The organism is Cupriavidus ulmosensis (assembly GCF_977008105.1).
Window position 1 is genome coordinate 1,153,758 of record NZ_CDRMWP010000002.1, and the last position, 25,088, is coordinate 1,178,845.

The window sequence follows — 25,088 nt, forward strand, 5'->3', positions numbered from 1 at the left end:
CCGAGCGACCCCATATGCAAAGCCAGATCCATCCCCTGATTGCCCCGGCGCCGGGCCTTGCCCTGCAACTCGCCAGCCACCATTTCGGCGACGCCGGCGCCGCGCGCAAGATCTACGTGCAGGCCGGCCTGCATGCCGACGAGATTCCCGCCATGCTGGTGGCCGTCACGCTCAAGGCCCGCCTGCGGGAGCTCGAAGCGCAGGGCCGCCTGCGCGCGCAGGTGGTGCTGGTCAGCGCCGCCAACCCGATCGGCCTGGGCCAGGCGGTGCTGGGCGGCTTCATCGGCCGCTTCGAATTGTCGAGCGGCAACAATTTCAACCGCGGTTTCCCGATGCTGTTCAAGCCGGTCGCGGCGGCGGTGGAGGACAAGCTCACGCAGGATGGCGCGCACAACCTGCGCGTCATCCGCGCGGCCTGGCGCGAGGCGCTGCTGGCGCAGCCGCCGGTGAACGCCTTCCAGTCGCTGCAGCAGGCGCTGATGCTGCTGGCGCACGACGCCGAGGTGGTGCTCGACCTGCACTGCTCGCGCGAGGCGGCCATGCACGTGTACACCGGCGACGCGATCTGGCCCGAGGTGGAGCCGCTGGCGCGCTATCTCGGCGCCACCGCCAGCCTGCTGGCGCTCGACTCCGGCGCGCACTCGTTCGACGAGGCGCACAGCTATACGTGGTGGCAGTTGCAGCAGGAGTTCGGCGCGCGCTTCCCGATCCCGCACGGCAGCATCGCCGTGACGGTGGAGCACCGCGGCCAGCGCGACGTGACCGACGCGCTCGCGCAGCAGGACACCCAGGCGCTGCTCGACTACCTGACCCACATCGGCGCCATCGCCGGCGAGGCGCCGCCGCTGCCCCCGCTGCCGCAGCCCGCCACGCCGCTGGCCGGCAGCGAGCAGCTGGTGGCGGGCGCGGCGGGCCTGCTGGTGTATCGCGCGCAGGTGGGCGAGCGGGTGACGGCCGGGCAGCCGCTGTTCGACATCGTCGATCCGGTCGAAGGCACGCGCGCCACCACCGTCAGCCATACCGACGGTGTGTTCTACATGGGACGGGAGGTGCGCTACGTGAAGCCGGGCGACCAGATCGGCCGTGTGTCCGGCGCGCGGGCGTTCCGCACGGGGAAGCTGCTGAGTCCGTGAGGAGGCCGGCGGCAGCCGGCGCGGGCGGATGATCCTGGCATGGCCATCCGCCCGTTGCGCCGGCTAGTTGACGCGCGAGGGGAAGACGCCGTCGACGCAGATCATGTAGGTCAGCCCGTTCGGCGTGACGGACGACAGGTTCGGCAATGCAAAATTGGTGACGCCGTCGCCGCCGAAGTTGGTGCCCAGCAAGCTGAACAGCGCCATATACGCGTTGATCGGCAGCAGCCGGCCATCCGCGGCCATGCCTTCTCCCACCGTGGCTGCTGTCAGCCAGACGGTACCGATCGTGCACATGCCGCTGCCATTGCCGTCGGCGGCATGACTTGGCGTGCCCAGGCCAGGCACGCTGCCCGTGGCGCCGGTCGCGCCGGTGGCGCCAGTTGCGCCGGCCGCCCCCGTAGGACCGGTGGCCCCCGTGGCGCCGGTCACGCCGGTCGCCCCCGTACTACCCTGGGCGCCGGTCGCCCCCGTGGCGCCTTGCGTGCCGGGAGAGCCCTGGGGGCCGGTGACGCCCGTCGCGCCGGTGGTGCCGGTCGGTCCGGTGACGCCCGTGCTGCCGGTCGCGCCGACCGCCCCCGTCGCCCCCGTGGGACCGGTCGCGCCGTTGTTGCCGCCGACGCCGGTCGCGCCGGTCGCACCGACCGGCCCCGTGCTGCCTTGCGGGCCGGTCGCGCCGGTGGCGCCCGGAACACCGGGCGCGCCGTCGGCACCCGTGGCGCCCGCCGCGCCGGTGGCCCCGGTCGCGCCTTGCGCCCCCGGCGCGCCCACGTCGCCGCGGGCGAGGTCCTGCGCCACCGTGGTCAGCGTGGCGTTGGTGGCCTTCAGGCGCACGATCAGCGCTTCGAGCTTGTCGTCGTAGGCGTCGCCGGCCTGGGGCTGGAACGCCTGGTTCATCAGGTTGAGCGTGTCCACCGAGACGCCGAGGTTGGCCAGCCGCTGCCTGGTCAGCGTCAGCGCGGTCGGCAGGCGGTTGATGGCGGCGTTGCCCGAGGTCGTGGAGAAGGTGTTGAAGAAGGCTTCGGTGTCCGGGTTCTGGGCGGCGCTCGCCACCACCAGTTCGGTGATGGGCGTGATGTTGGTGGTGCCGGGTCCGGTGATGAGCGTGTGCAGCACGCCGCTCGGGCCGGTCACGCGCGCCGCGCAGGGCACGGCCAGGCCGGCTGCCGAGACGCTCCATGCGCCGGTGGCGGAGGTGGTGGCGGTGGCCGTGCCGGCCGCGCACCGGATGTCGACCACGGCATTGGCGATGGGCGCGCCGGTGGCGGCCACGCCCGAGATGGTGGCCGGCGGCGGCGCGGTGCCGGCGGAGGCGCCCGCGGACTGGGCGCCGTCGTCGCCGCCGCCGCAGGCGCTCAGCACCGCGGCTGCGATGACCGACAGATAGATCGAACGTGTCCTGGCTTGCTTCATGATATTCCCCTGGTTTCCCGATTGGCTGCGCGCCCGGCGATCGAGGGCCGGACGTCTGTGTTCTTGCCGTGTTGGTGTTTGGCGCGCCGGGTGGCGCAGTGACCCTGCTGGGCCGGCAGTCCCGGACGGGGCTTCGGCCCGGAAGCCATCCGGCCCAGCAGGCGAAGCGGTGGGCAGGCGGCGTTCCGGGGCGGTATTCTATCGGCGCCGCCGGGCGCCATGATGAAATTGCGCCACATGGCCGCGCCGGCATCGACCGCGCGGCCCGCGAACCGTTGCGCCTGCCCGCTCGCGAGAATCCAATCCCCTCTTCGGTTGGGTGTTGGTCCGGCGCCATTGGCGCAAGTCCGGGCATCTTCGACGCAACCGCGCGGCCTGGCGGCACATGGCGCTACACTGCCGCCTGGCTCGCCGGCCGCCCGTGCCGGCGGATATTCCTGGTTCGTTCGTCGCTCGTTCAGCGCTTTTTTCCGCAGGCTCGCCATGCAAGGCACGGTTCCCGATCTTTCCCTTCCATCCGCCGAGGCCGCCGCAGCCGCCTCGCTTGCCATCGCGGCGCTCGAGCGCCAGGCCCGGCGCGTCGTCACCGAGGCCGGCGGCTGCCGCGTGGTGTGGCGCGGCTTCGGCCAGGGCCGCCCGCTGGTGCTGCTGCACGGCGGGCACGGCAGTTGGCTGCACTGGCTGCGCAATATCGAGGCGCTGGCCGCGCGGCGCACCGTCTGGGCGCCGGACATGCCGGGCTTCGGCGAATCCGGCGACGTGCCCAGCGAGCTGCCGGCGATCGTCGGCGCGCTGGCCGCGGCGGCCGGCCAGTTGCCGGGCTGCGCGGACGGCTTCGACCTCGCCGGCTTCTCGTTCGGCGGGCTGGTGGCGGCGCACGTGGCCGCCGCGCGCGTCGGCGTGAACCGGCTGGCGCTGCTCGGCCCGGGTGGGCACGGCGGCGCGCGCCGCCAGCAGCAGGCGCTGGTGGACTGGCGCCGCGCGCCGGACGACGCCGCGCTGGCGCAGGCCATGCGCCACAACCTCGCCGCGTTCATGATCGCCGACCCGGACAAGATCGACGCCGTGGCCTTGCACGCGCATACCGTGTCCTGCCGCCACACGCGCTTTCGCAGCAAGCCGATCTCGCGCGCGGGCGGCCTGCGCGAGGCGCTCGACACCTTCGGCGGCGACGTGCTGCTGGCCTGGGGCGAGCATGACGTGACGGCCGACCCGGTGCCGGCGGGCCAGGCCATGACGCAGGGCAGCGCGCGGCGGCAGGTGCGCATCGTGCCCGGGGCCGGGCACTGGGTCCAGTACGAGGCGCCCGCGGAGGTCAACGCGCTGCTGGACGGGTGGCTGGCGGCGTAGCGCCCGCCGCTGCTTCCGCCAGCCTCGAGATCGATTTCATCCTCAACCCGGCGCCGGCCGCGCCGGCCGCAACCTTATCCAACCCATCCAGGCGGAGGTCATCCCATGCTGTTCGTATTTCATCTGCTCGACAAGCCCGGCACCGGCGAACTGCGCGCCAGGGTGCGTCCCGAGCACAAGGCCTATCTGGGCGCCAAGGCGGACAGCATCGCCTTCGCCGGCCCGCTGCTCGGCGACGACGGCCAGACGATGGTCGGCAGCCTGCTGGTGATCGACTTTCCCTCGCAGGCGGAGGCGCGCGCGTGGCTGGCGGCCGAGCCGTTCACGCAGGCCGGCGTGTACGGGCAGTCCACCATCCACGCCTTCGCCAACCTGTGGCCGCAGAAGGTGGGTTTTCCGCCGGCCTGAGCGTTCCCGCGAGAAGGCCCCGGGTCTGCCCCGGGGCCTTGCCGTCTCCGCAGCCCCAAAAATATAACGCCGCGCCCATGCGAGAATCCCGCGGGTCCGCCGCAGCCGGGCGGACGCACGGACGAACGGCGCGGCCCCTTGCCCGTTCGACGACATGAATCCGTTCGCGAAAGCCGCCGCGGCCCCGTGCCGCCGCGGCCGATCGCGGCATCCAATGGAGACAGGACTTCTCATGGGCATCACAGAACTTCTCGCGCAGCCGGTCGGCAATCTGGCCGACTGCGTGCGGCTGCACGCCGCCGAGCGGCCCGCGCACGTGGCGGTGATCGACAGCCGCCGCACGCTGACCTACGCCGGATTCGACGCGCTGGCCGACCAGGTGGCCAGCGCCTTGCAGCGCGACGGCCTGCGGCCCGGCGCGGCGCTGGCGATCTGCGCGGCGGCTTCGATCGAGTACGCGGCGCTGCTGGTCGGCGGCCTGCGCGCGGGCGTGGCGCTGGTGCCGCTGGCGCCGTCCTCGACGCCGGCCAGCCTGGCCGGCATGGTGGCCGATTCCGATGCCCGGCTGCTGTTCGTGGACGCGGACGTGCTGCGCGAGCTGGCGCCGGTGCGCGACCGCATCGCGGTGCCGCTGGTCGGGCTGGCGGGCGCGCCCGCCGGGCAGTCGTTCGAGGCGTGGCTTGCGCCCGCGGGCAGCCGCCCGCAAGAGCGCCCGGTCGAGCCGGAGCAGGTCTTCAACATCATCTACTCGTCGGGCACCACGGGCACGCCCAAGGGCATCGTGCACGCGCACGCGCTGCGCTGGAACCAGATCCGCCGCGTGCAGGAAAGCAGCGGCTACGGCCCGGACGCCATCACGCTGATCTCCACGCCGCTGTATTCCAACACCACGCTGGTGAGCTTCCTGCCCACGCTGGCGCTGGGCGGCACCGCGATCCTGATGCCCAAGTTCGACGCGCAGCGCTACCTGGAGCTGGCCGCGGCGCACCGCGTCACGCACAGCATGCTGGTGCCGGTGCAGTACCAGCGCCTGCTGGCGCGCCCGGATTTCGACAGCTACGACTTGTCCTCCTACCGCATGAAGTTCTCCACCAGCGCGCCGCTGAGCGCCGCGCTCAAGGCCGACGTGCTCAGGCGCTGGCCGGGCGGGCTGGTGGAGTACTACGGCATGACCGAGGGCGGCGGCAGCTGCGTGCTGGCCGCGCATGAGTTCCCCGGCAAGCTCCATACCGTGGGCCGGCCGATGGAAGGGCACGACATCCGCCTGATCGACGACGAGGGCAGGGAAGTGCCGGTGGGCGAGATCGGTGAAGTGGTGGGCAGCTCCAGCACCATCATGAGCGGCTACCACAAGCAGCCCGAGAAGACCGCCGCCGCGCACTGGCGCGATGCCAGCGGCAAGCTGTTCATCCGCACCGGCGACGTGGGCCGCTTCGACGAGGACGGCTTCCTCACGCTGATGGACCGCAAGAAGGACATGATCATCAGCGGCGGCTTCAACATCTATCCGAGCGACCTGGAGGCGGTCCTGCAGCAGCATCCCGCGGTGGCGGATTGCGCCGTGGTGGGCGTGCCTTCGCCGCGCTGGGGCGAGACGCCGGTGGCCTTCGTGGTGCTGCGCGACGGCGTGGACGTGTCCGCCGAAGCGCTGATGGCATGGGCCAACGGGCAGGTCGGCAAGACCCAGCGCCTGGCCGCGCTGGAGCTGGTGGACACGCTGCCGCGCAGCGCCATCGGCAAGGTGCTCAAGCGCGAATTGCGCGACGCGTTCAGCCCGGCGCGCGTGCTGGACTGAGGCCGCGGCGCGGGCGCCTCGCGGTGCCCGCGCGCCCTGCGCGCATGGCGCAACGGCAAATGCCCGCGATCGCGGCCAGCGCGTATGCCCTCGCTCGTGTTCCGCTTTTGCCGAAACTCGCGCCGAAAATCCATCTCATCCTTAAAACTTCCAGAAACCCCGCCTTAGTGGGGAGAAAAACCTCTGGCTGCCGCATATTCTTTTGCATGTAAAGATAACAATTCTTTAATTGAATTGATTATCCGGTGCCGCGCAAAGACGGGCACGAAATGGCATGAGAAGCGACAGGAGGCGAATGGTGCTTTACTGATTGCGGTCGATGATGACGGATTGCGGGCGGGTGGATGAGCGAAGGGCCGACCGATAACGGCTCAGGTTCCAAAAATGAAACGACGGGAGAGCGGGGCGCAGGCCCGCCTCCCCGGCCGCCGGCCTCGCGGGCCGGCGGCATCCGGTCCGCCAGGAAGGCGCGCATGGCGCGGCTTCCGGCCGGCGTGCGGAAAACGAGCGCACGCTTTTTCACGCAATCCCGATGCCGGCAACGGGGCGGGCTTTTCGCCGCCGCCGGGGCCGCGCGCGCATGTCATCCTCACGATTTTCCGATTTTCGAACGCGGCAATGCCGGCGCGCGCCGGCTTTATTTTCCTCCGGAAAAATACAGGCAATGTCCGTGCCTGGAGATAAATCGAATTCCATGACGGATGCCGATTGTATTTTTCCGATTATCGCAGGGCATCGGGTCGAGCCGAGCCATAAGGGGCAGAGCATATGAGAACCGAAATCATTGGCCAGGGCACCGTGAATGCATTGCTGATCGAAGACAATGCATTGCTGCGGCTGGGATTGCTCCACATCCTGGGCAACATCGAAGGCGTGGGCGAGGTGATCTGCGTGGCGCCGGCCGAGCTGGCGATGCTGCGCGGCCCGGTCGGCGACATCGCGCTGGTGATCCTGGGCGTGCCGGCCGAGGCGGAGCGCCAGCGGTGGCTGCTGGAAACCGCCTGCGAGCTGCTGTCGCCGCAATGCCTGCTGCTGTTCGCCGATTCCATGCAGCCCGGCATCCTGCCGGCGGGGCTGGCGCGCGGCAGTTGCACGTGGCTGCCGCGCTCGGCGTCGCTCGGCGCGATCGAGGCGGTGATCCGGCTGGCGCTGGCCGGCAAGGCGCGCGGCCACGGCGAGGCCGGTCCGCAGCGGCGCCTGTCGCTGGCGACGCTGTCCCCGCAGGACGGCGGCCCCGACCTGATCGGCGAGGCCCGGCTGCTGCAGCTCACGCCGCGCCAGTACGAGGTGCTGGTGCTGCTGTCGCAGGGTTATCCGATCAAGACGGTCAGCCGCATGCTCAATATCTCGGTGGCCACCGTGAAAAGCCACGTGGCGCTGATCTACCAGCGCCTGCAGGTGCGCAACAAGACCGAGGCCATCTACGCCGCGCGCCAGCGCGGGGCCAGGCTGGAGGCCGACCGGCGCGAGTCGCGGGCGGTCAACGGCTGAACCGCGCCGGCGCGGCCGCCGGTGAACGAGGGAACGGACGAGGAACGGACATGCGCACGAGGTACTTTGCCTATCGCGGCTTCGAGGTCCGGGCGTTCGCGCAGCGCGGCGCCACGGGTTTGTGGATCAGCGTGTACGAGGCGTTCGCGGTCAGCGGGCCGGGCGCGATCGACCTGGACTCCGTGCTCTGCGGCAGGTTCGTCTGCGACGGCCTCGACCACCGGCTGGCGCTGGACGAGGACGAGGCCATCGAGGAAGCGGTGGCGCTCGCGCGCGCGGCCATCGACACGCGCGAGATCCTGGCGTCGTGGGGGCCGCGCGAATAGCGCCGGGCGGCACTGTTCGCACTGTTCGTGCTATTCGCAGCGGTCGGCCGCGGACGGCGGCGTGGCCGCGCGCAGGTCGAAATCCGCTTCGCGCAGGCCCTCCGGCGTGAGCGAGACCCAGTGCAGCGAGGTGGCCGAATGCGCGAGCCCGAGGCTGCCCTGGATGCGCCACGGCACCGGCGAGGGCTGGCTGCCGGCCAGCGCGATGGCATCGGCGGACAACTGGAGATGGAGCAGGCGGCCGTCCTGCGCCGGCGTGAAGGCCTTGTCGCCGATCACCGCGATGCCGGCCTCGCGCACGCTGGCCGGCATGCAGCGCAGCGAGGCGGTGACGCGGCCCGCGGTGTCCAGCAGATGGGCGAAGCCGCGGCCGCCGGCGCCGGTGCCGACCACGAGGAAGCGCGCGAGCGCCGGCACGTAGGCTACGCCGTAGGTGTAGTAGGCCAGGCGCTCGTCGAGCACCCGCGGCGCGCCGGGCGCGGCCGCGCCGGGCCGGTAGACCGCCGTGCGCAGGCGCGCGTAGGTGCGGCCCGGCACGAACTCCTGCCAGACCAGCAGCGCCTCGTTGTCCGAGGCGGCCAGCAGCGGCCACCACTGCCGCGTGTTCCTGGCCACGTCGGCGCTGCGCAGCAGCCGGCCGGCGCTGTCGTAGGTCTTGAGGTACACGCCGTTGCCGGTGCCGAGATCGTCCACGCCGCCGCCGTCGACCCAGTCGTCCGAGTAGAACACCACGAAGCGGTTGCCGACCGCGGCGACGTGGCCGGAATGGCCGCCGGCGCGCACGTCGCGCGCGCCGGCCTGCCGCGGGCGCAGGTCGGGGCCGTAGACCAGGTAGCGCTGGCTGACGTTGCGGGCGGTGTTCCAGCCGTCCTCGAAGCTGAGCATGATGCGGCCGTCGGCGGTCCGCGCGGCGGAGACCGGCTCCTGCGCCTCGTTGCGCGCGTACAGCACGCGCGGCTCGCCGAGCGCGGCCTGCCCGGGCTTCCAGCTGGCGACGTAGATGTCGTGGGTCCAGTTGCGGTCGCGCCCCGGGCCGCGCGGCGGCAGGCCCGAGCTGCTGAAGAAGACGTAGGTCAGGCCGGCGGGCCCCGCCACCGCGCCGATGCCGTGCATGTACGCGCGCGGGTCGGGGCCGGGCTTGGGGCCGACTGCGGGATCGACTTCGGGCCCGGCCGCCGCCGGCCCCGCGCACAGCGCGCCGGCCAGCAGCAGCGGCAGCAAACCGGACGGGCGGCGCATCGCTTGCCGGCGCATGCTCATTCCACCGTGACCGACTTGGCCAGGTTGCGCGGCTTGTCCACGTCGGTGCCGCGCGCGCACGCGGTGTGGTAGGCCAGCAATTGCAGCGGCACCACGTGCAGGAGCGGCGAGAGCCGGCCGTAGTGCTCGGGCATGCGGATGACGTGCAGCCCGGGCGCGCTCTCGATCATGGTGCCGGCGTCGGCGAACACGTAGAGCTCGCCGCCGCGCGTGCGCACCTCTTCCAGGTTGGACTTGAGCTTTTCCAGCAGCGCGTTGTTGGGCGCGACCGCGATGACCGGCATCTTCTCCGTCACCAGCGCCAGCGGGCCATGCTTGAGCTCGCCGGCCGGATAGGCCTCGGCGTGGATGTACGAGATTTCCTTGAGCTTGAGCGCGCCTTCGAGCGCGATCGGGTAGTGGATGCCGCGGCCGAGGAACAGCGCATTCTCGTGGCGCGACAGCACCGCGGCCCAGGCCTTGATCTGCGGCTCCAGCGCCAGCACGCCGTTGAGCGCCGCGGGCAGGTGGTGCAGCTGCTGCAGCATGACCGCTTCCTGCCACGCGCCGAGCCAGCCGCGGCACCTGGCCAGCGTGGCGGTGAGCACGAACAGCGCCGCCAGCTGCGTGGTGAAGGCCTTGGTGGACGCCACGCCGATCTCCGCGCCGGCGCACGTGAGAAAGCGCAGGCGCGCCTGGCGCGTGATGGCGCTGCCGGCCACGTTGCAGATCGCCAGCGTGTGGCGGTGGCCGAGCCGCTGCGCGTGCCGCAGCGCGGCCAGGGTGTCGGCGGTCTCGCCGGACTGCGAGATCGCCAGCACCAGGCACCGCGGGTTCGGCACGCTGTCGCGATAGCGGTATTCGCTGGCGATCTCCACGCTGGTGGGAATCTGCGCCATCGACTCCAGCCAGTAGCGGGCGGTCAGTCCGGCGTGGTAGCTGGTGCCGCAGGCCAGGATCAGCACCGAGTCGATGCGCGCGAACAGGTCGGCCGCATCGGCGCCGAACAGCGCCGGCTCGAAGGCGTCGAGGCGCTCGGTGGCATCGGCGATCACGGCCGGCTGCTCGAAGATCTCCTTGTGCATGTAGTGCTGGTAGGGCCCGAGCTCGACGGCGGACTCGGTGGCGGCCAGCTCGTGGGTCTCGCGCGTGGCCGGCTCGCCGTTCTGGTTGACGATCGCGATGCCGTCGCGCGACAGCGAGACCAGGTCGCCTTCCTCCAGGTAGATGAAGCGCCCGGCGTAGCCCGTGAGCGCCAGCGTGTCCGAGGCCAGGTAGTTGCCGTCCTCGCCCAGGCCGACCACCAGCGGCGAGCCGCAGCGCGTGCCGATCACCAGTTCCGGCTGGCTGCGCGCGAACACGGCGATGGCGTAGGCGCCGCGCAGCTGCGCGCGCGCGAGCTGCACGGCGCGGCACAGGTCGCCGTCGCCCTGCTGGTGGAAGCAGTGGTGGATCAGGTGGGCGATCACCTCGGTGTCGGTCTGCGACTCGAACGCGTAGCCGCGCGCGCGCAGGGTCTCGCGCAGCGCTTCGTGGTTCTCGATGATGCCGTTATGCACCAGCGCGATCTCGCCGCTGGAGAAGATCGGGTGGGCGTTGTGGGTGAGCGGCGCGCCGTGCGTGGCCCAGCGCGTGTGGGCGATGCCCACCGTGCCTTCCAGCCGGCTGCGGTGCACCTGCTGCGCCAGGTTGGTCACGCGCGACACGCTGCGCGCGCGCCGCGGCTCGCCTTCCTGCAGCACGGCGATGCCGCACGAATCGTAGCCGCGGTATTCGAGGCGCCGCAGCCCTTCGAGCAGGACCGGCGTCACGTTGCGTTGAGAGACTGCACCGACAATGCCACACATGATGATTTCCCCCGGATAGCTGAGTTCATGCTCGGTGAAGGCGCGCGCGGCCGGCGGCCGCGCGCGCGGGACGGGCCTCGCGGCTCAGGCGAGTTCCTGCTGCAGCGGCGCGACGCGCGAGATCAGGCCGTCGTCGTCGTGGTAGGCCACCAGGCGGCGGCTCGGCCCCACCGCCAGCACCACGTCGCGGGCCAGGTCCAGCGTCGTGGCGGGCACCGCGCGCGCCGGGCGCATCGCGCCGGAGACGCTCTGCTCGAGGCGGCGCACCGTGGTCCACAGCGTGAGCGAGGCGATCATGCCGAGCACCACCAGCACGTCCGGCACGATGCCGCGCAGCGTGAATTCGTTGCTGCCGGCCGAGGTGACGCACCAGCCGATGTAGAGCGCCGCCATGACCCAGATCGAGGCCACCAGCAGCGGCCGCGCCAGGCGGTACCAGAGATAGCGCCGCAGCGCCTCGCTGCGCGCGTGGCGCTGCAGGTAATGGCCGAGCGTGGCGTTCGATGCGTCGATGATCGGGTTTTCCATGATCGTTTCCTCCTCAGTGGTGCTGCTCGAGTGGCGCAGCGTGCGACGGTGCCGGCACGGGTGGCTGCGGCGGCGCGGATGCCGGCGTGTCCGCGCGGATGCCCCGGTCGGGGCTGACCCACCTGGCCCGGGTGCGGCGCTGGTGCAGCAGCACGCTGGGCAGGGCGATCACCGATGCGACCATGCTGATGGTCCAGAACGCGACCGGGTACCAGATCGTGTCCAGCAGATAGCGCAGCAGCCGCGTGTCGTAGCGGTGGTCGATGGCGCAGCCGACCAGGATCTGCAGGCAGCAGGTCAGGAACAGGAACACCCCCGCGCCGCGCGGCATGCTGGCGAAGCGCCAGGAGTCGGGCAGGGTGAACAGCGCGGTGGCGGCGGTCATGGCCAGCGTGAACAGCATGCAGTAGGCCCACACCACGCTGACCGAGTATTCGAGGAAGATCGGCCACAGCATCGGCCGCCGGCGGGCGACGATGGGCGCGGCGTAGCGGCGCAGCACCTGGATGCCGCCGCGCGCCCAGCGCAGGCGCTGGCGGAACAGGCCGCGCAGGGTCTCCGGCATCAGGATCCAGCTCAGCGCGCGCGGCTCGAAGTGCAGGCGCCAGCCGTGGACCTGCAGCTTCCAGCTGATGTCGATGTCCTCGGTGAGCATGTCGGGGCTCCAGTAGCCCACGCTGCGCAGCGCGCTCTTGCGGAACATGCAGATCACGCCGGACACGGTGAGCAGGCGGCCGTACATTTCCTGCGTGCGCTTGATCAGCCCGACGATGGAGGAGAACTCGCCGACCTGCATGCGCCCCAGCAGCGAGGTGCGGTTGCGGATGCGCGGGTTGCCGGTGACGGCGCCCACGCCGGGGTCCTTGAGGAAGTGGCGCAGCATCCAGCCGATCGCGTCGGGGTCGGGCAGCGAGTCGCCGTCGATGCACAGCAGGTACTCGGCATCGGTCAGCATGGTGGCCGTGGTCAGGCCGATGGCCTTGCCCTCGTTGTTGTTCTGGTGGATCACCAGCAACTGCGGGTACTGCTCGGTCAACTCGTTGAGGATGGCGCCGGTGGCGTCGCGGCTGCCGTCGTTGACGGCGATGATGTTGTAGTTGGGGTAGTGCAGCCGCGCCAGGTTGGCGATGACCTCGCGCACGTTGTCCTGCTCGTTGTAGCAGGGCACGATGACCGAGACCTTGGGGAACTCGGGCGGGTCGTCGGCGCGCAGCTTCTTGCGCTCGCGCCGCTCGATCAGGAAGTAGTGCAGCAGGCCGCCGGTCATCCACAGGTACGACATGAACAGCGGGTAGTAGAAGACGAAGTTCGAGATCAGGCTCGCGGTGTTTTTCATGGTATCTCCCAGCTTCGTTCGGTGGCCGCCTAGGCCCGGATGCCCGCGCGCGGCCGCACCAGGTTCTGCATGGACATGACGTCGCGCAGCACGGCGAGGTCGGGCTGGCCGGACATGAACTGGTCCGGGCAGTAGCCGAGGTGCTTCGCGCCGGCTACGCGCAGGCGCTCCATCTGCGCGCGCAGCGTCGTGCTGGGCACCGGCGCGTGCGTGCGCGCGTCCAGCGTGAGCAGCGCGAAGATGGTCCTGGCCAGCGCGCCCGGGTGCGCCGCCACGGCGGCGGCCAGGCTGTCCAGCCACGGCGCGGGCGGCGCGCCGCCGCCCGGGTCGGGATAGGCCAGCAGGTTGACGAAGTCGTAGTGCGCGGCGAACGCGTCGAGGTCCTGGCCCAGGCGCGGCGCCGCGCCGGGGCGCAGCACGGCGTCGGCCGGCAGGCTGCGCACGGTCAGCACGTTGCCGCCGCCCTGGTAGTCCTTGATGGCGTCGGCCAGTTGCCCGGTGAAGCGGACGAGGTGGTCGAGGCGGGCGTCCGACCAGCGCCGCAGCAGTTCGGGGTCGGCGTGGATGGCGGCGAGGTCGCGCGGCAGCCCCCAGTCCGCATAGGCCGCCAGCGCGGCTTCGCCGGCGTCTTCGTGCATGCCCAGGCTCGCGTCGTCGCCGAACACGATGCCGTTGAAGCTGGTGTAGCGCGCGAGGTCGTCGTAGATCTCGCGGATCGCACGCCGCGCGAGCGGGTCGAACGGGCTGAGCCGCGTGCGCTGGCGCGGGCCGCTGCCGTCCTGCAACGTGCCCGGCGTGGAGAGCACCAGGCGCGACGCCGCCGGATGGCCGGCCGGCAGCCGGAAGGCGAGCACCGGCATGGCGGCGTAGACCTGCACGCCGGCGCGCGTGATCAGCTGCCACGCGGCGCGCGAGAACAGGTCGGCGCGCACCGGCATGTGGCGGTTGGGGAAGTAGAGCGCCTGCGCCGTGCCGCTGCCGTCGGGGTCGTGGTAGGCCTGCAGGTAGACCGACTTCGGCTCCAGGTCCTTGATGCGGTCGAGCAGCCGCGACAGGCGCGCCTCCTGGCGCTCGGGGTCGGGGTCGTACACGTCGTCGAGCGCGACGTTGACCACGCGCTCGACCGGCTCGCTGTCGCCGCGGTAGGCCGACTGCTGGCGGAACTGGCCGAGCATGATGCCGGCGTCCCAGTCGTAGGAGACCAGCAGCCGGCGGATCTTGCTCAGCGGCACGTCGGGCGTGTTGGGGCCGTCGTCGAGCGTGAAATGCACGTGCATGCCGAGCTTGCGCGAGGCGCCGATCAGCACCGCGTTGTACATGCCGTAGGGCCACACCATCGAGCGCGGGCCGACGCCGGTGTTGGCGCGGATCAGCTCGGCGCTCTGCCGCAGGTCGGCGCCCACGCGGTCTTCGTACTCGGCGTCGGTCTCGTAGCGCCGCAGGGCGGCGAGATAGAGATGGGTGCTGGCCGCGGGCAGCTCGTTGCCCTGCGGGTTGGCCACCGCGCCGTAGTGCATGTCGTGCGTGTGCGAGGCGATCTCCACCAGCCCGGACTGCGCCATCTCGCGCAGGTTGCTCCAGCTCATGAAGTAGCCGCGCGGCATCAGCGACTTGTGGCTGATGCGCACCGGCCCCTGCGGCGACGCGTTGGTCCAGCTCGACACCACCGCCACCAGCGCCGGGTAGCCGTACTGCCGCAGCAGCGGGAAGGCCTTGCTGTACTGGCTTTCGTAGGCGTCGTCGAAGGTCAGCAGCACGGCGCGCGGCGGCAGCGGCGCGCCGCCGCGGCGCGAGGCGATGATCTGGTCGACGCTGACCGGATGGAAGCCGTTGCCCTTGAGCCAGGCGAAGATGTTGTTGAGCGTGGCGGTGCTGATCGCGCAGGTGTCGGCCACGGTGTCCACGTCGGCGCGCAGGTCGTCGCGGATGTCGTGGAAGGCGAGCACGCGGAAGGTCAGTCCGTCGTCGCGGTCCGGCGGCGGCAGCAGCGGCAGGCCGTAGCGGGCGTGGACACTCTGGGCCACCGACAGCGCGCCGGCGAAGCCAAGGAATTTTCGGCGATTGAATTGGCTCATGATGACCTATAGCGGAACGTTGAGGTTGAGGTAGATCAGCTTGGTGGTCTCGCGCGTGCCGTCGTAGCGCTTGCTGCCCACGCCGATGCCGTAGGCCAGCGACGCCTTGCGGCCAAGCTGCCAGTACTGTTCGAGGCGGGCCTCCCACAGCATGCTGGTGCCGAAGTCGTTCTGGCGGTAGCCGCCGACGGTGGCGTAGACGCGCTGGCTGAACGATTTCTCGGCGTAGCGCCACGGCGTCCACTGGTACATGGAGCGCAGCTGCGCGGTGTAGTCGCGGCGCGGGTTGAAGTACGCGGTGTCGGCCAGCGTGTTGCTGCTGGTGCCCACGTCGAGCCAGAACGAGACCTGGTGGCGCGGCTGGTTCATCAGCCGCTGGTACCAGGTGCCTTCCCACAACTGGTGCAGGTTGGTGTCGCTGTAGCGCCCGACGCCGTACATCACGTTGAAGTAGCGCGCGTCGTCCTGCATGTAGCGCGCCGAGGCGGTGGCGCTGCGGCCGGTGACGCCGGCCTGGTAGGCCTTCCACGGCAGCGTGTTGTCGTCGGAGTCCACGCCCGCGCCGAAGCGCCAGTGGTCGCTGGGGCGGAACGCCACCGTGCCGGTGCCGCCGGTGCGGCCGTTGCCGCCGGCGGACTGGTGCACCTCGGCGGCGGCTTCCCAGCCGTCGCGGCGGAAGTCGCCGCCGATGCCGTTGCGCACGCGGCTGACGCTCTGGCCGTCGCCGGTGCTGGCGCGCCCGGAGAACTGGTGGGCGAACACGCGCCAGTAGCCCGCCAGCGGCTGCGAGTAGAGCTGCGCGTCGATGCTCCAGGCGGTGTCGGCGAGCACCGAGTTGCCGTGCTCGACGCCGGCGTTGACGATGAGCTGCGGGCTGTCGTAGGCGCGGTACTCGCGCTGGAAGTTCTTGACCGCGTTGTTGTCGGGGAAGCTGGCGCCGAACGCCGTGGCCACGGCGCCGGCCTTGTCGTACTGATGGATCTGCAGCGCGCTCTTGCCGAGCCCGGCCAGGCTTTCGACGTCGCCGGGGTGGTCGGCCTGGGCCTGCTCGTAGAGCGCCAGCGAGCCGTAGGGGCGCTCCAGCACCAGCGCGCCGTCGGCGCGCGCGCTCAGCAGGGTGGGGTCGAACGGCGCGTCCTTGCGCAATGCCTCCAGCGCCGCCACGCCTTCGGCGACGCGGTTGGTGTAGAGCAGGTATTGCGCCTGCAGCTTCTGCACGCGGCCGTACTCGGGGTTGACCTTGTCGGCGTCTTCGGAGAGCGCGTCGTGCTGCGGCGTCTTGCCCGCCATGGTGGCGATCAGCGCGCGCGCGGCCTCGTAGTGGCCCTGGTCGAGGTAGGCGAAGAACAGGCTTTCCTCCACGTCCGGCAGCGACAGCGCGTAGGGCTCGGGGGTCTCCTTGAGCGGATCGACCTGGCTTTGCAGCGCCTGCTCGTAGGCGCGCGCGGCGGGGCCGGGCTGGTCGAGGTAGCTGTAGGCGTCGCCGGCGGCGGCGTAGGCGGGCGCCGGCAGTGGCGCCGGCGCCTGCGAGAGCTGCGCGTACAGCGCGGTGGCCTCCTTCATGCGCCCGCGCACGGCCAGCGCGACGAGGCGGTCGGTCAGCGCGGCGCGGCGCACCGCGTCGTACTCGGCTTCGTCGGGGATGCGGGCCAGCAGCGCGTCGGCGGCGGCCAGCGCGCGGTCGGCCGCGTCCAGCCGGTCGGGGTCGTTGGAGGCGTTGGCCTGCTGGCGCGCCCAGCGCAGTTGCTGGGCCAGGCGCAGGTGCTCGAGCAGCAGCAGGTCGCGCGTGCCGAACACGTCGGGCCGCGCGGCGGCCTGCTCCAGCGCCAGGGCCGGCGAGCCGCCCTCGGCGAGGTCGAACAGGCGCTGCCTGAGCTGGTCGGGTCCGTCGGGCGCGGCGGGCTGCGCCATGCCGGGCGCGGGTGGCTGGGCCGGCGCCGGCTGTCTTGCCGCGGCGGTTGCGCATTGTTCGCGGGCGAACAGCGCCAGCAGGACGGCGGTCGTCCTGAGCGTGGTTCGCAAGCGCTTGCGGCTGTGCTGCGATGAGTTCACGTTGTTTCCCCCGGAGTGCGCTGCGACTACAGAAAAAGCGTCCCCGTCGGTGCGCGGCATATGCTTGCCGGCGCCGCTGCGGTGAGGCGAGGGGACGGTGCTGGCCCGGCGGCGCGGCGTGCCGCCCGCGCTGCCGGACCATGACTGCTGGCATCGACCAGATGCGAAGGCGCCGCCGGCTGGTGCCGGCCACGCCCGTGTTTCCCATCCAAGGCCGGCGCGGCCCGCGCGCGCCCTGCATCGTGGCGCCGCGGGCAGTTGCCTGCCGCTTGCTGCTTGCCTGCCGTGCCTGCGTGATCGCTTGCCGCCCGTGGGCGGGTGTCACGTTGCTGGCACACGCGAAGCAGTATTTGGCGATGCGGCGGGGCAGCGGCAGAGGCCATAAGCACTAGGCTCGCGGATGGCTGGCACGGTGGAGGCGTCCGCGCGGGGCGGGCCGCGCCGGCGCCGTTGCCTGGCGCGGCGCCGCGGGCATGCCGGCCCGCCATCGGTGGCGGCGGTCCGGTGCCGGGGATGGTTGGCGCCGGGCACTCGGATGGTCCCGCGCCGGCGCCGGGGTGGAATTGTGCGGATGAGGGTCATCCGGATGGACTACCTGCCGGGAGGGCCGCCGTGTTTCAAAACCGTGGCGGTCGTGTGCTTCGCCTGAAGGAAATGCGCGGCGCGCGATGGCGGCGAGGTGAAAATCAAAAAAAATACCCCACCGAGCTACTAAGTTGTTTTACGGTAAATATTGGAAAAAATACGCGATCGGCATCGATGCCGATATCAATGCCGATGCCGGATCGGCATTGCGGCGCGCGCAATCCGTTGCCGGACCGGTTTGCTTCCGGCATGCCGCGCCGTGCCACCGGGCGGTGGCATGGCGGCATCGGTCGGGGGAGCGTGCGGGGGGGCTACGTGCAGCAGTGGCCGCCGGCATCCTCGGGCGCGGGCTGCCGCCGCGTCCCGCGCGCAGCCGGCGCGTCGCCGCGGGCGGCGCCGAAGCTGGTGGCCAGCAGCTTGCCGAACGCGTTGAGCAGCACGTCCGAGTTCAGGCCGTTGGCGCCGGCCAGCGCGGGGCAGATGATCCAGGTGGTGCCGTCGCCGCGGAACACGCGCAGCGACATCACCAGGTCGGCCGGCTGCAGCTGCCATTCGTCCGCCACGGTCTTGCCGAGCCCGAACGCGCGGATGAAGTCCTGCGTGTGGCGCTGGCCGAAGCAGACCACCACCTTGGGCTGCCAGCACGCGCAGATGCGGGCCAGGAAGCGAAAGCGCCCGCCGAAGCGGCACAGGTCGAGGTAGCGCTCCTTGGGCAGCAGCGCGGGCTGGCCGCGGAACACGGTCGACCACCGGGCGACGCCGTCGAGCTGGTCCGGCACGGGGAACAGGTTGAGCTTGAACTCGGCGCCGTCGGGGCTGAACAGTTCCTGCTCGAAATACGGCTTCCAGTCGGTGTCGCTCAGGCGCCGGCCCAGCACCTCGGCGCGAGCCGCGGCCATGATGCGCGCGATGCGCTGGTAGCTCAGCCATCGGGCCATGCTGTCGCGGTGCTCGGCGCGGAAGGCCGCGTCCCAGGCGTGCGGCGCCAGGCGCGGCAGCAGCGGCGCGCGCAGCGGCTCGGTCCAGCGCTGCGGGCTGCTGTCGCAGAACCAGACCGCCGCCGCCGGGTTGCCGCCTTCCATCCCCACGTAGGAGGAAAAATAGGTATCCAGTTCCTGGCTCGTGAACACGGTCGTATCTTTCATGCGTCTCCTCGGATGGCGTGGTACGGGCTGTGCGGGTTGCCGGCCGCGCCGCGCAGGCGGCCTCCTGGAAGTCGTTTCAAGATGAAGCGAAGCGGTCCTGGCCAGGCGCGCGGCCGCGGACAGTACAAGCGGTACTTGCCGTGCCGCGCAACGACGCCAGGATCTTCTTGAAGCGACGCCTTATGCAAGAAGCCCACCGGCGGTGGGCTCCTGGCGGCTCATGGCGAAAGCAGCGGGGGAAAGGCCGTGGCCCCGGGATCCGGCAGCAGCGAGCGCAGGCCGAGCTGGTCAGCGAGGTAGGGGCCTATCAGGCGGTTGCCCGCATCGCCGGGATGCTCGTCGTCCGCCATGTAGCCGCTGGCGGTGGCCTGCGCGAACGAGCCGAGCAGCGCGCGCAGGTCGACGTAGCCGGCGCCGGTCTGCGTGGCGACGCTCTGCTTGCGCGGCGCGAACGCGGCCAGCGCGGAGACCTGCCAGTCGCGCGTCTCGCCGGACTGCACCACCAGGATGCGCGTGGCCGGGCTGGCGGCGACGATGTCCTGGATGACGGCGAGCAGGTCGGACTCGTGCTGCTGCGCGGTGCGGGAATAGCGGTCGTTGAGGCCGCCGTTGAGCAGGTAGGCGGCGGGCTTGAGCGCGGCGAACCATTGCCGGCGCATGTCGCTGTCCTGCGCGGCCACCGCGGCTAGGCGCCGGCCGCGCTGGCCGGTGTTGCCGAGCTGGATGCCGAGGCTGCCGAGCGAGAACAGCGCGCCGAACACCGTCACCTTGCCGGTGATCTGGCTGCAGCCCACGCCCACGCCGCCACCGCCGGCGGCCGGCTGGTAGGCCAGGTCGATCCACGCCAGCGTGTTGGCGGCGGCGTCGGTCTGCACGGCCTGCCCGGCGTCGCCCGCGTTGGTGGTCCGGCACTGCATGGCGCCGCCGCCGGGCTGCCGGAGGTAGAACAGCCGCGCGCTCGACCACAGGCTGGGCGGGGTCAGCGAGAAGGCGGCGGTGCCGGTGCCCGCGTCGGTGGCGATGCCGCGCCCGTCGAGCGAGAGCCTGCCCATCGGGTCATGGATGTGGAGGCGGCGCAGGTCGGCGGTCCTGGTGGCGGCGAGGTCGTCGAACGGCAGGTAGCCGGGCCCGCCGTCGCCGAGGCCGCCGCGCGTGGCGGCGAGGAAATAAGCGCGCCACGTACTGCCGTGCGCGCCCGCGGTGAGCCCGTCGATGCCGGCGAGCACCAGGGTGTGCGCCTGCGCGTCGGCGCCGCCGGGCGGTGGCGTGGAAGGGGGATTGGCCGGATTGGCCGGGTTGGCGGGGTTGCCGGCGACGGGTGCCGGCGAGCCGCTGGCGTCGGCGGTGCCGGCGTGGCCGCCGCCGCCGCCGTCGCCGCCGCAACCGCCCAGCGCGGTTGCCGCCGCGAGCACGATGAATGCCAGAAGCCTGCTGAATTGCGCGTTCAATTGCATCTGTGTCTCCCCCGGTTCAATTGCGTCGGATTGCGTCGAATTGCGGTGGGCCTTTTAATGCAAGGCGGAATCCTGCTAATGACCAGATGATTTTGTCTGCAAAAAATCGTATTTCAAACAGATTCTAGTTTTAGGGTATTCGTGTAAAAAGCACATGCACCAGAAATCCCCACATACGAGTGGTATTTCATCTACGATGCCGGCGCGAGGCGGGAAGGAGAGAGGCGGGAAGGGGAAATGCGGGAGGGCGTGCCGGGAATGGCCGCGGTTTCAGCGGCGCCCGCCCGCCGCGATCATGTCGATGAAGTCCTGCATGTAGCCGCGCACGTACTGGTCCTCTCGCAGGCTGACCGAGGCCATCGACGGCGGGAACAGCTCGCCGGTGTCGATCACGGCGAGGTCGGTGTCGCGCCGCGGCTCCACCGCCATCTGCTGCACCACCGCCACGCCGAGGCCGGCGGCCACGTAGGCCTTGATCACGTTGGCGTCGGTGGCGCGCACCACCACGCGCGGCGACAGGCCGCGGCGCTGGAACTCGCGCGTGACCATCCATCCCGAATTGAAGTGCTCGTCGTAGGTCACGAGCGGATAGCGCGCGATGTCCTCCACGCTCACGCGCGCGAGCTTGAGCAGCGGATGGCGGCGCGGCACGATCAGGCAGCGCGGGATGGGATAGGCCGGCAGCGCGACGATGCCTTCGGGCGTGTTGTCCGGCAGCGTGGAGATGCCGAGGTCCACCGCGTTGTCGCTGACCCACTGCACGATCTGCGCGGGATGGCCCTGCAGCAACTCGAGGTTGACCGCCGGATGGGCCTTGCTGAAGCGGCGGATCACGTCCGGCAGGCCGTAGCGCGCGTGGATGTGGGTGGTGCCCACGCGCAGCGTGCCGCTGCCGCCGGCCTGCCCCGCGCCGGCCAGGCCCGCGAGCGCGCGCGTGTCGTTGAGCACGCGGCGCGACAGCGCCTGCGCTTCCTGGCCCGCGTCGGTCAGACCGACCAGCCGGTTGCCGCGGCGCACGAACAGTTCCACGCCGATCTCGTTTTCGAGCGAACGGATCAGCTTGCTGACCGCCGGCTGGGTGGTGTGCAGCGCATCCGCGGCGCGCGAGATGCTGAGCTGACTGGCGATGACCGCCTGCAGGCAGCGCAATTGCTGGAGGGTCATATCATGCCATTCCGGTAATGATTGTCTACGAACATGTCATTTTACAGAAAGAAGCCGGAAGCCCAGAATGGCCCCACCGATCGAGGAGACAAGGGCTTCCCGCCATGACAAGCAGCGTGTTCGACCAGCCGCTCCAGCAGCACATGTGGAGTACCGATGAAATGCGCGCGGTGTTCTCGGAAGAGAACCGCGTGCAGAAGTGGTTCGACTTCGAGGCCGCGCTGGCGGCCGCGCAGGCGGAGCTCGGCATGATTCCCGCGGCCGCGGCCGCCGAGATCGGCGCGAAGGCGCGCGTGGCGGACATCGACCTGCCCGCGCTGGCCGCCGAGACGCGCCGCGTGAAGCACCCGCTGGTGCCGGCGGTGCGCGCGCTGCAGCGCCAGTGCGCGGGCGGGCTGGGCGAGTTCGTGCATTTCGGCCCGACCTCGCAGGACGTCTACGACACCGGCATGATGCTCCAGGTGCGGCAGGCCCACGCCATCCTGATGCGGGACCTGACCGCGGTGTCGCGCGAGCTGTACCGGCTGGCCGACGAGCACAAGCACACGCCGATGGCCGGGCGCACGCACGGCGTGCAGGCCCTGCCGATTACCTTCGGCCACAAGTGCGCGATCTGGCTGTCGGAGCTGGGCCGCCACCACGAGCGCATGCGCGCGCTGGAGCCGCGCACCTTCGTCGGCCAGATGGTGGGCGCGGTGGGCACGCAGGCGTCGTTCGGCGAGCAGGCCGGTGCGCTGGAGGCGCGCCTGATGGCGCGCCTCGGGCTGGGCGTGGCGCCGATCAGCTGGCAGCCGGCGCGCGACCGCCTGGGCGAGTACGTGAGCGTGCTCGGCCTGATCGGCGCCTCGCTGGGCAAGATCGCCAACGAGATCATGAACCTGGAGGGCGACGAGACCGGCGAGCTGGCCGAGCCGTTCAGCGAGGGCAAGGTCGGTTCCTCCACCATGCCGCACAAGCGCAACCCGGCCGTGGTGGAAACCGTGGTCACGCTCAGCCGCGCGATCCGCTACAGCGTGGCGATGATGCACGACGCGCAGATGGCCGAGCACGAGCGCGACGTGGCCGCGGTGCGCATGGAGTGGAAGGCGGTGCCGGAGGCCTGCATGATGGCCGCGGCGATGCTGCAGATGATGCAGTACGCGCTGTCCGGCCTCACCGTGAACGCCGCGCGCATGCGCGCCAACCTCGACCTGCTGGGCGGCTTCCTGATGTCGGAGCGCGTGATGTTCGCGCTGGCCGACAAGGTCGGCAAGCAGAGCGCGCACGAGCAGGTCTACGCCGCCGCCATGCAGGGCATGGAGGGCGGCATCACCTTCGAGCAGGCGCTGTCGCGCGACCCGGCGATCCGCGCCGCGCTGGAGCCGGCCGCGCTCAAGGCGCTGCTCGATCCCGCCACCTACGTCGGCCAGGCGCCGCGCATCGTCGAGCGCTTCCTGGCCGAGACCCGGGCCAGCGGCTGGCTCGACTGACGGCGCGCGCCGCATCCAGACGACACATAACAAACACACGTCACACAGACAGGAGACACAACCATGAACCGGATTGCCAGGATATCGAGACGCATGGCCGCGCTGGCGCTGCTGTGCACGGGCGCCGCGCTGGCGGCCCCCGCGCAGGCCGACGGCTACCCGAACCACCCCGTGCGGCTGGTGGTGCCCTATCCGGTGGGCGGCGGCGGCGACACCGTGGCGCGCCCGCTGACGATGTACATGTCGGAACACATGGGCCAGCGCATCATCGTGGACAACCGCGGCGGCGCCAACGGCAACATCGGCATGGACCTGGTGGCCAAGTCCGATCCGGACGGCTATACGCTGGCGCTGGCGCTGACCTCGCAGCTTGCCGTCAACCCGAGCCTGTACCGCCACCTGTCGTATGACCCGGTCAAGGATTTCGAGCCGGTCTCGCTGCTGGCCTCGGCGCCGTATTTCCTGGTGGTCAATCCCTCCGTGCCGGCCAAGACCCTGGCCGAGTTCATCAAGCTGGTCAAGGCGAACCCGGGCAAGTACACCTATGGCTCGTCCGGCAACGGCAGCGGGCCGCACCTGTCGATGGAGCTGCTCAAGTCGATGGCCGGGCTCAACCTCGTGCACGTGCCGTACAAGGGCACGGGGCCGGCCATGCCGGCGCTGCTGGCCGGGGAGGTCAGCGCGATGTTCGCCAGCTACGGCGTGGCGTCGCAGCAGATCAAGGCCGGCAAGCTGCGCGTGCTGGCCGTGTCCACCGCGCAGCGCGCGGCCTCCATGCCCGACGTGCCGACCATCGCCGAGGCCGGCGTGCCCGGCTACGAGTCCAACGTGTGGTACGCGCTGCTGGCGCCGCGCGGCACGCCGCGGCCCATCATCGACAAGCTCAGCGCGGAGATCGCCGAGCTGATCAAGAGCTCGGACCTGCGCAAGCGCTTCATGTTCGACGGCATCGTGCCGGTGGGCTCCACGCCCGAGGCGCTGGGCGCCTACATCCAGTCCGAGAGCGTCAAGTGGTCGGCCATCGTCAAGCGCTCGGGCGCGACGATCGACTGAGCCTTGCCGCCCCGACATTCCTTCATACGAAAACATAGCCAGGATCAAAGGAATTCCAACAATGAAGATCGAACGCGTAGAGGCCATCGCCGTCCGCATCCCGCTCAACAAGGTGTTTTCCGGCAGCTCGTACAAGGTCGACAGCCGCGCCACGGTGATCACCCGCATCCACACCAGTTCCGGGCTGGTGAGCGAGGTCTACAACGGCGACCCGCGCGAGCACGGCCCCGAGATCGCGCGCATGATCGAGCAGGACATGGCGCCGCTGCTGATCGGCGAATCGGTGCATGCCAGCGAGCGCATCTGGGAAAAGCTGTTTCGCCTGACCATCCGCGCGGCCGACCGGCCGCTGGTGATGAACGCCATCGCCTGCGTCGATTCGGCGGTGTGGGACCTGGCCGGCAAGGCGCTCGGCATCAACGTGTGCCGGCTGATGGGCGGCTACCGCCAGGAACTGCCCATCATCGCCATCGCCGGCTATTACCTGCCCGGCAAGACGCCGGCCGACCTCGCCGGCGAGATGGCGTGGCTGCGCTCGGTGGGCATGGCCGGCTGCAAGGTCAAGGTGGGCGGCGCGACGCCCGAGGTGGACGCCGAGCGCGTGAAGTACGCGCGCGAAGGCGGCGGCGACGACTTCCTGCTGGCGGTGGACGCCAACCGTGGCTGGAGCGTGGAGGAAGCCACGCGCTTCGCCCGCCTCGTCGAGCGCTACGACATCGCGTGGTTCGAGGAACCGTGCCACTGGCACGACGACGTGCGCGGCATGGCCGAGGTGCGGCGCGCCACCTCGATCCCCATCAACGCGGGCCAGAGCGAGGTCAGCGCGGCGGGCGTGCGCCGCCTGCTCGACGCCGGCGCGGTGGACATCGTCAACTTCGACGCCTCGGAGGGCGGCGGCATCACCGAATGGCGCCGCGCGGCGGCGGCCTGCGCGCTGGCCGGCGTGCGCATGGCGCACCACGAGGAGCCGCAGATCGCCTCGCACATGCTCGGCGCGCTGCCGCACGGCATCTGCGTGGAGTGCTTCCCGGACCCGGACCGCGATCCGATCTTCCCCGGCATGTGGGCCAACCCGCCGCACATCAAGGACGGCATCATGGCGATCCCGCAAGGCCCGGGCTTCGGCATCGAGCTGGACTGGGACATGGTCAAGCGGTACCGCATCAACTGAACCATCGGGCGGCCGGCGGGCGATGTCATGCTGTGGGACAATCGCCGCGTGATG

General features: G+C 71.0%; 21 protein-coding genes. 9 read left to right on the plus strand and 12 right to left on the minus strand.

Annotation, left to right across the window (positions count from 1 at the left end; genetic code table 11):
- Positions 1–14 precede the first annotated feature (14 nt).
- Entirely contained in the window at positions 15–1,133 is a 1,119-nt protein-coding gene (locus tag ACWTPI_RS24840; RefSeq protein WP_454733034.1) for a succinylglutamate desuccinylase/aspartoacylase family protein, read from the plus strand.
- Between the two features lie 63 nt (positions 1,134–1,196).
- Here the strand turns inward: ACWTPI_RS24840 and ACWTPI_RS24845 are convergent, their stop codons facing one another.
- Positions 1,197–2,546 carry a tail fiber protein gene (locus ACWTPI_RS24845; RefSeq protein WP_454733035.1) on the minus strand — a complete coding sequence of 450 codons (1,350 nt, stop codon included), beginning with the start codon at positions 2,544–2,546 and terminating at the stop codon, positions 1,197–1,199.
- Between the two features lie 483 nt (positions 2,547–3,029).
- Between ACWTPI_RS24845 and ACWTPI_RS24850 the strand changes: the two genes are divergently transcribed.
- From ACWTPI_RS24850 to ACWTPI_RS24860, 3 genes are all read left to right on the plus strand, one after another.
- Entirely contained in the window at positions 3,030–3,896 is an 867-nt protein-coding gene (locus tag ACWTPI_RS24850) for an alpha/beta fold hydrolase (RefSeq protein ID WP_454733036.1), read from the plus strand.
- Positions 3,897–4,001: 105 nt separating this feature from the next.
- Positions 4,002–4,304: a YciI family protein gene (locus tag ACWTPI_RS24855; RefSeq protein WP_454733037.1), complete on the plus strand. Its 303-nt coding sequence runs from the start codon at positions 4,002–4,004 to the stop codon at positions 4,302–4,304.
- 232 nt (positions 4,305–4,536) lie between these two features.
- Entirely contained in the window at positions 4,537–6,099 is a 1,563-nt protein-coding gene (locus ACWTPI_RS24860; RefSeq protein ID WP_454733038.1) for a class I adenylate-forming enzyme family protein, read from the plus strand.
- Between the two features lie 519 nt (positions 6,100–6,618).
- Here the strand turns inward: ACWTPI_RS24860 and ACWTPI_RS24865 are convergent.
- Positions 6,619–6,795 carry a hypothetical protein gene (locus ACWTPI_RS24865; protein WP_454733039.1) on the minus strand — a complete coding sequence of 59 codons (177 nt, stop codon included), beginning with the start codon at positions 6,793–6,795 and terminating at the stop codon, positions 6,619–6,621.
- Positions 6,796–6,867: 72 nt separating this feature from the next.
- On the opposite strand from ACWTPI_RS24865, the gene ACWTPI_RS24870 reads away from it, so the two are divergent.
- On the plus strand, positions 6,868–7,590 hold the full coding sequence (locus ACWTPI_RS24870; RefSeq protein ID WP_020201506.1) for a helix-turn-helix transcriptional regulator: 723 nt from the start codon (positions 6,868–6,870) through the stop codon (positions 7,588–7,590).
- 50 nt (positions 7,591–7,640) lie between these two features.
- Positions 7,641–7,916, plus strand: coding sequence for a hypothetical protein (locus tag ACWTPI_RS24875; protein WP_059414000.1), 276 nt, complete (start codon positions 7,641–7,643; stop codon positions 7,914–7,916).
- A 30-nt stretch (positions 7,917–7,946) separates the two neighbouring features.
- Here ACWTPI_RS24875 and ACWTPI_RS24880 read toward each other — a convergent pair whose 3' ends face one another.
- From ACWTPI_RS24880 to ACWTPI_RS24925, 10 genes are all read right to left on the minus strand, one after another.
- Entirely contained in the window at positions 7,947–9,170 is a 1,224-nt protein-coding gene (locus ACWTPI_RS24880; protein ID WP_454733040.1) for a hypothetical protein, read from the minus strand.
- A 2-nt stretch (positions 9,171–9,172) separates the two neighbouring features.
- Entirely contained in the window at positions 9,173–11,002 is a 1,830-nt protein-coding gene (gene glmS / locus ACWTPI_RS24885) for a glutamine--fructose-6-phosphate transaminase (isomerizing) (RefSeq protein WP_454733041.1), read from the minus strand.
- A gap of 84 nt (positions 11,003–11,086) precedes the next feature.
- Entirely contained in the window at positions 11,087–11,530 is a 444-nt protein-coding gene (locus ACWTPI_RS24890; protein WP_020201502.1) for a hypothetical protein, read from the minus strand.
- Positions 11,531–11,543: 13 nt separating this feature from the next.
- Positions 11,544–12,866 carry a poly-beta-1,6-N-acetyl-D-glucosamine synthase gene (pgaC, locus tag ACWTPI_RS24895; RefSeq protein WP_059414004.1) on the minus strand — a complete coding sequence of 441 codons (1,323 nt, stop codon included), beginning with the start codon at positions 12,864–12,866 and terminating at the stop codon, positions 11,544–11,546.
- Between the two features lie 29 nt (positions 12,867–12,895).
- A complete protein-coding gene (gene pgaB, locus ACWTPI_RS24900; protein WP_454733042.1) occupies positions 12,896–14,941 on the minus strand; it encodes a poly-beta-1,6-N-acetyl-D-glucosamine N-deacetylase PgaB in 2,046 nt (681 codons plus the stop codon).
- 6 nt (positions 14,942–14,947) lie between these two features.
- Positions 14,948–16,993, minus strand: a complete 2,046-nt coding sequence (pgaA, locus tag ACWTPI_RS24905) for a poly-beta-1,6 N-acetyl-D-glucosamine export porin PgaA (RefSeq protein WP_454733043.1) — start codon at positions 16,991–16,993, stop codon at positions 14,948–14,950.
- Between the two features lie 686 nt (positions 16,994–17,679).
- Positions 17,680–17,829 carry a hypothetical protein gene (locus ACWTPI_RS24910; protein ID WP_156173960.1) on the minus strand — a complete coding sequence of 50 codons (150 nt, stop codon included), beginning with the start codon at positions 17,827–17,829 and terminating at the stop codon, positions 17,680–17,682.
- A gap of 60 nt (positions 17,830–17,889) precedes the next feature.
- Positions 17,890–18,723: a hypothetical protein gene (locus tag ACWTPI_RS24915; RefSeq protein ID WP_059414008.1), complete on the minus strand. Its 834-nt coding sequence runs from the start codon at positions 18,721–18,723 to the stop codon at positions 17,890–17,892.
- A 218-nt stretch (positions 18,724–18,941) separates the two neighbouring features.
- Positions 18,942–20,177, minus strand: a complete 1,236-nt coding sequence (locus ACWTPI_RS24920; RefSeq protein ID WP_454733044.1) for an SGNH/GDSL hydrolase family protein — start codon at positions 20,175–20,177, stop codon at positions 18,942–18,944.
- A 270-nt stretch (positions 20,178–20,447) separates the two neighbouring features.
- Positions 20,448–21,341 carry a LysR substrate-binding domain-containing protein gene (locus ACWTPI_RS24925; protein WP_020201497.1) on the minus strand — a complete coding sequence of 298 codons (894 nt, stop codon included), beginning with the start codon at positions 21,339–21,341 and terminating at the stop codon, positions 20,448–20,450.
- Between the two features lie 104 nt (positions 21,342–21,445).
- Between ACWTPI_RS24925 and purB the strand changes: the two genes are divergently transcribed.
- From purB to ACWTPI_RS24940, 3 genes are all read left to right on the plus strand, one after another.
- A complete protein-coding gene (purB, locus tag ACWTPI_RS24930; RefSeq protein WP_454733045.1) occupies positions 21,446–22,810 on the plus strand; it encodes an adenylosuccinate lyase in 1,365 nt (454 codons plus the stop codon).
- A 63-nt stretch (positions 22,811–22,873) separates the two neighbouring features.
- Positions 22,874–23,863 (plus strand): Bug family tripartite tricarboxylate transporter substrate binding protein, encoded by a 990-nt coding sequence (locus ACWTPI_RS24935; RefSeq protein WP_029043284.1) that lies wholly within the window; start codon positions 22,874–22,876, stop codon positions 23,861–23,863.
- Between the two features lie 61 nt (positions 23,864–23,924).
- Entirely contained in the window at positions 23,925–25,034 is a 1,110-nt protein-coding gene (locus ACWTPI_RS24940) for a mandelate racemase/muconate lactonizing enzyme family protein (RefSeq protein ID WP_020201494.1), read from the plus strand.
- Positions 25,035–25,088: the final 54 nt, after the last annotated feature.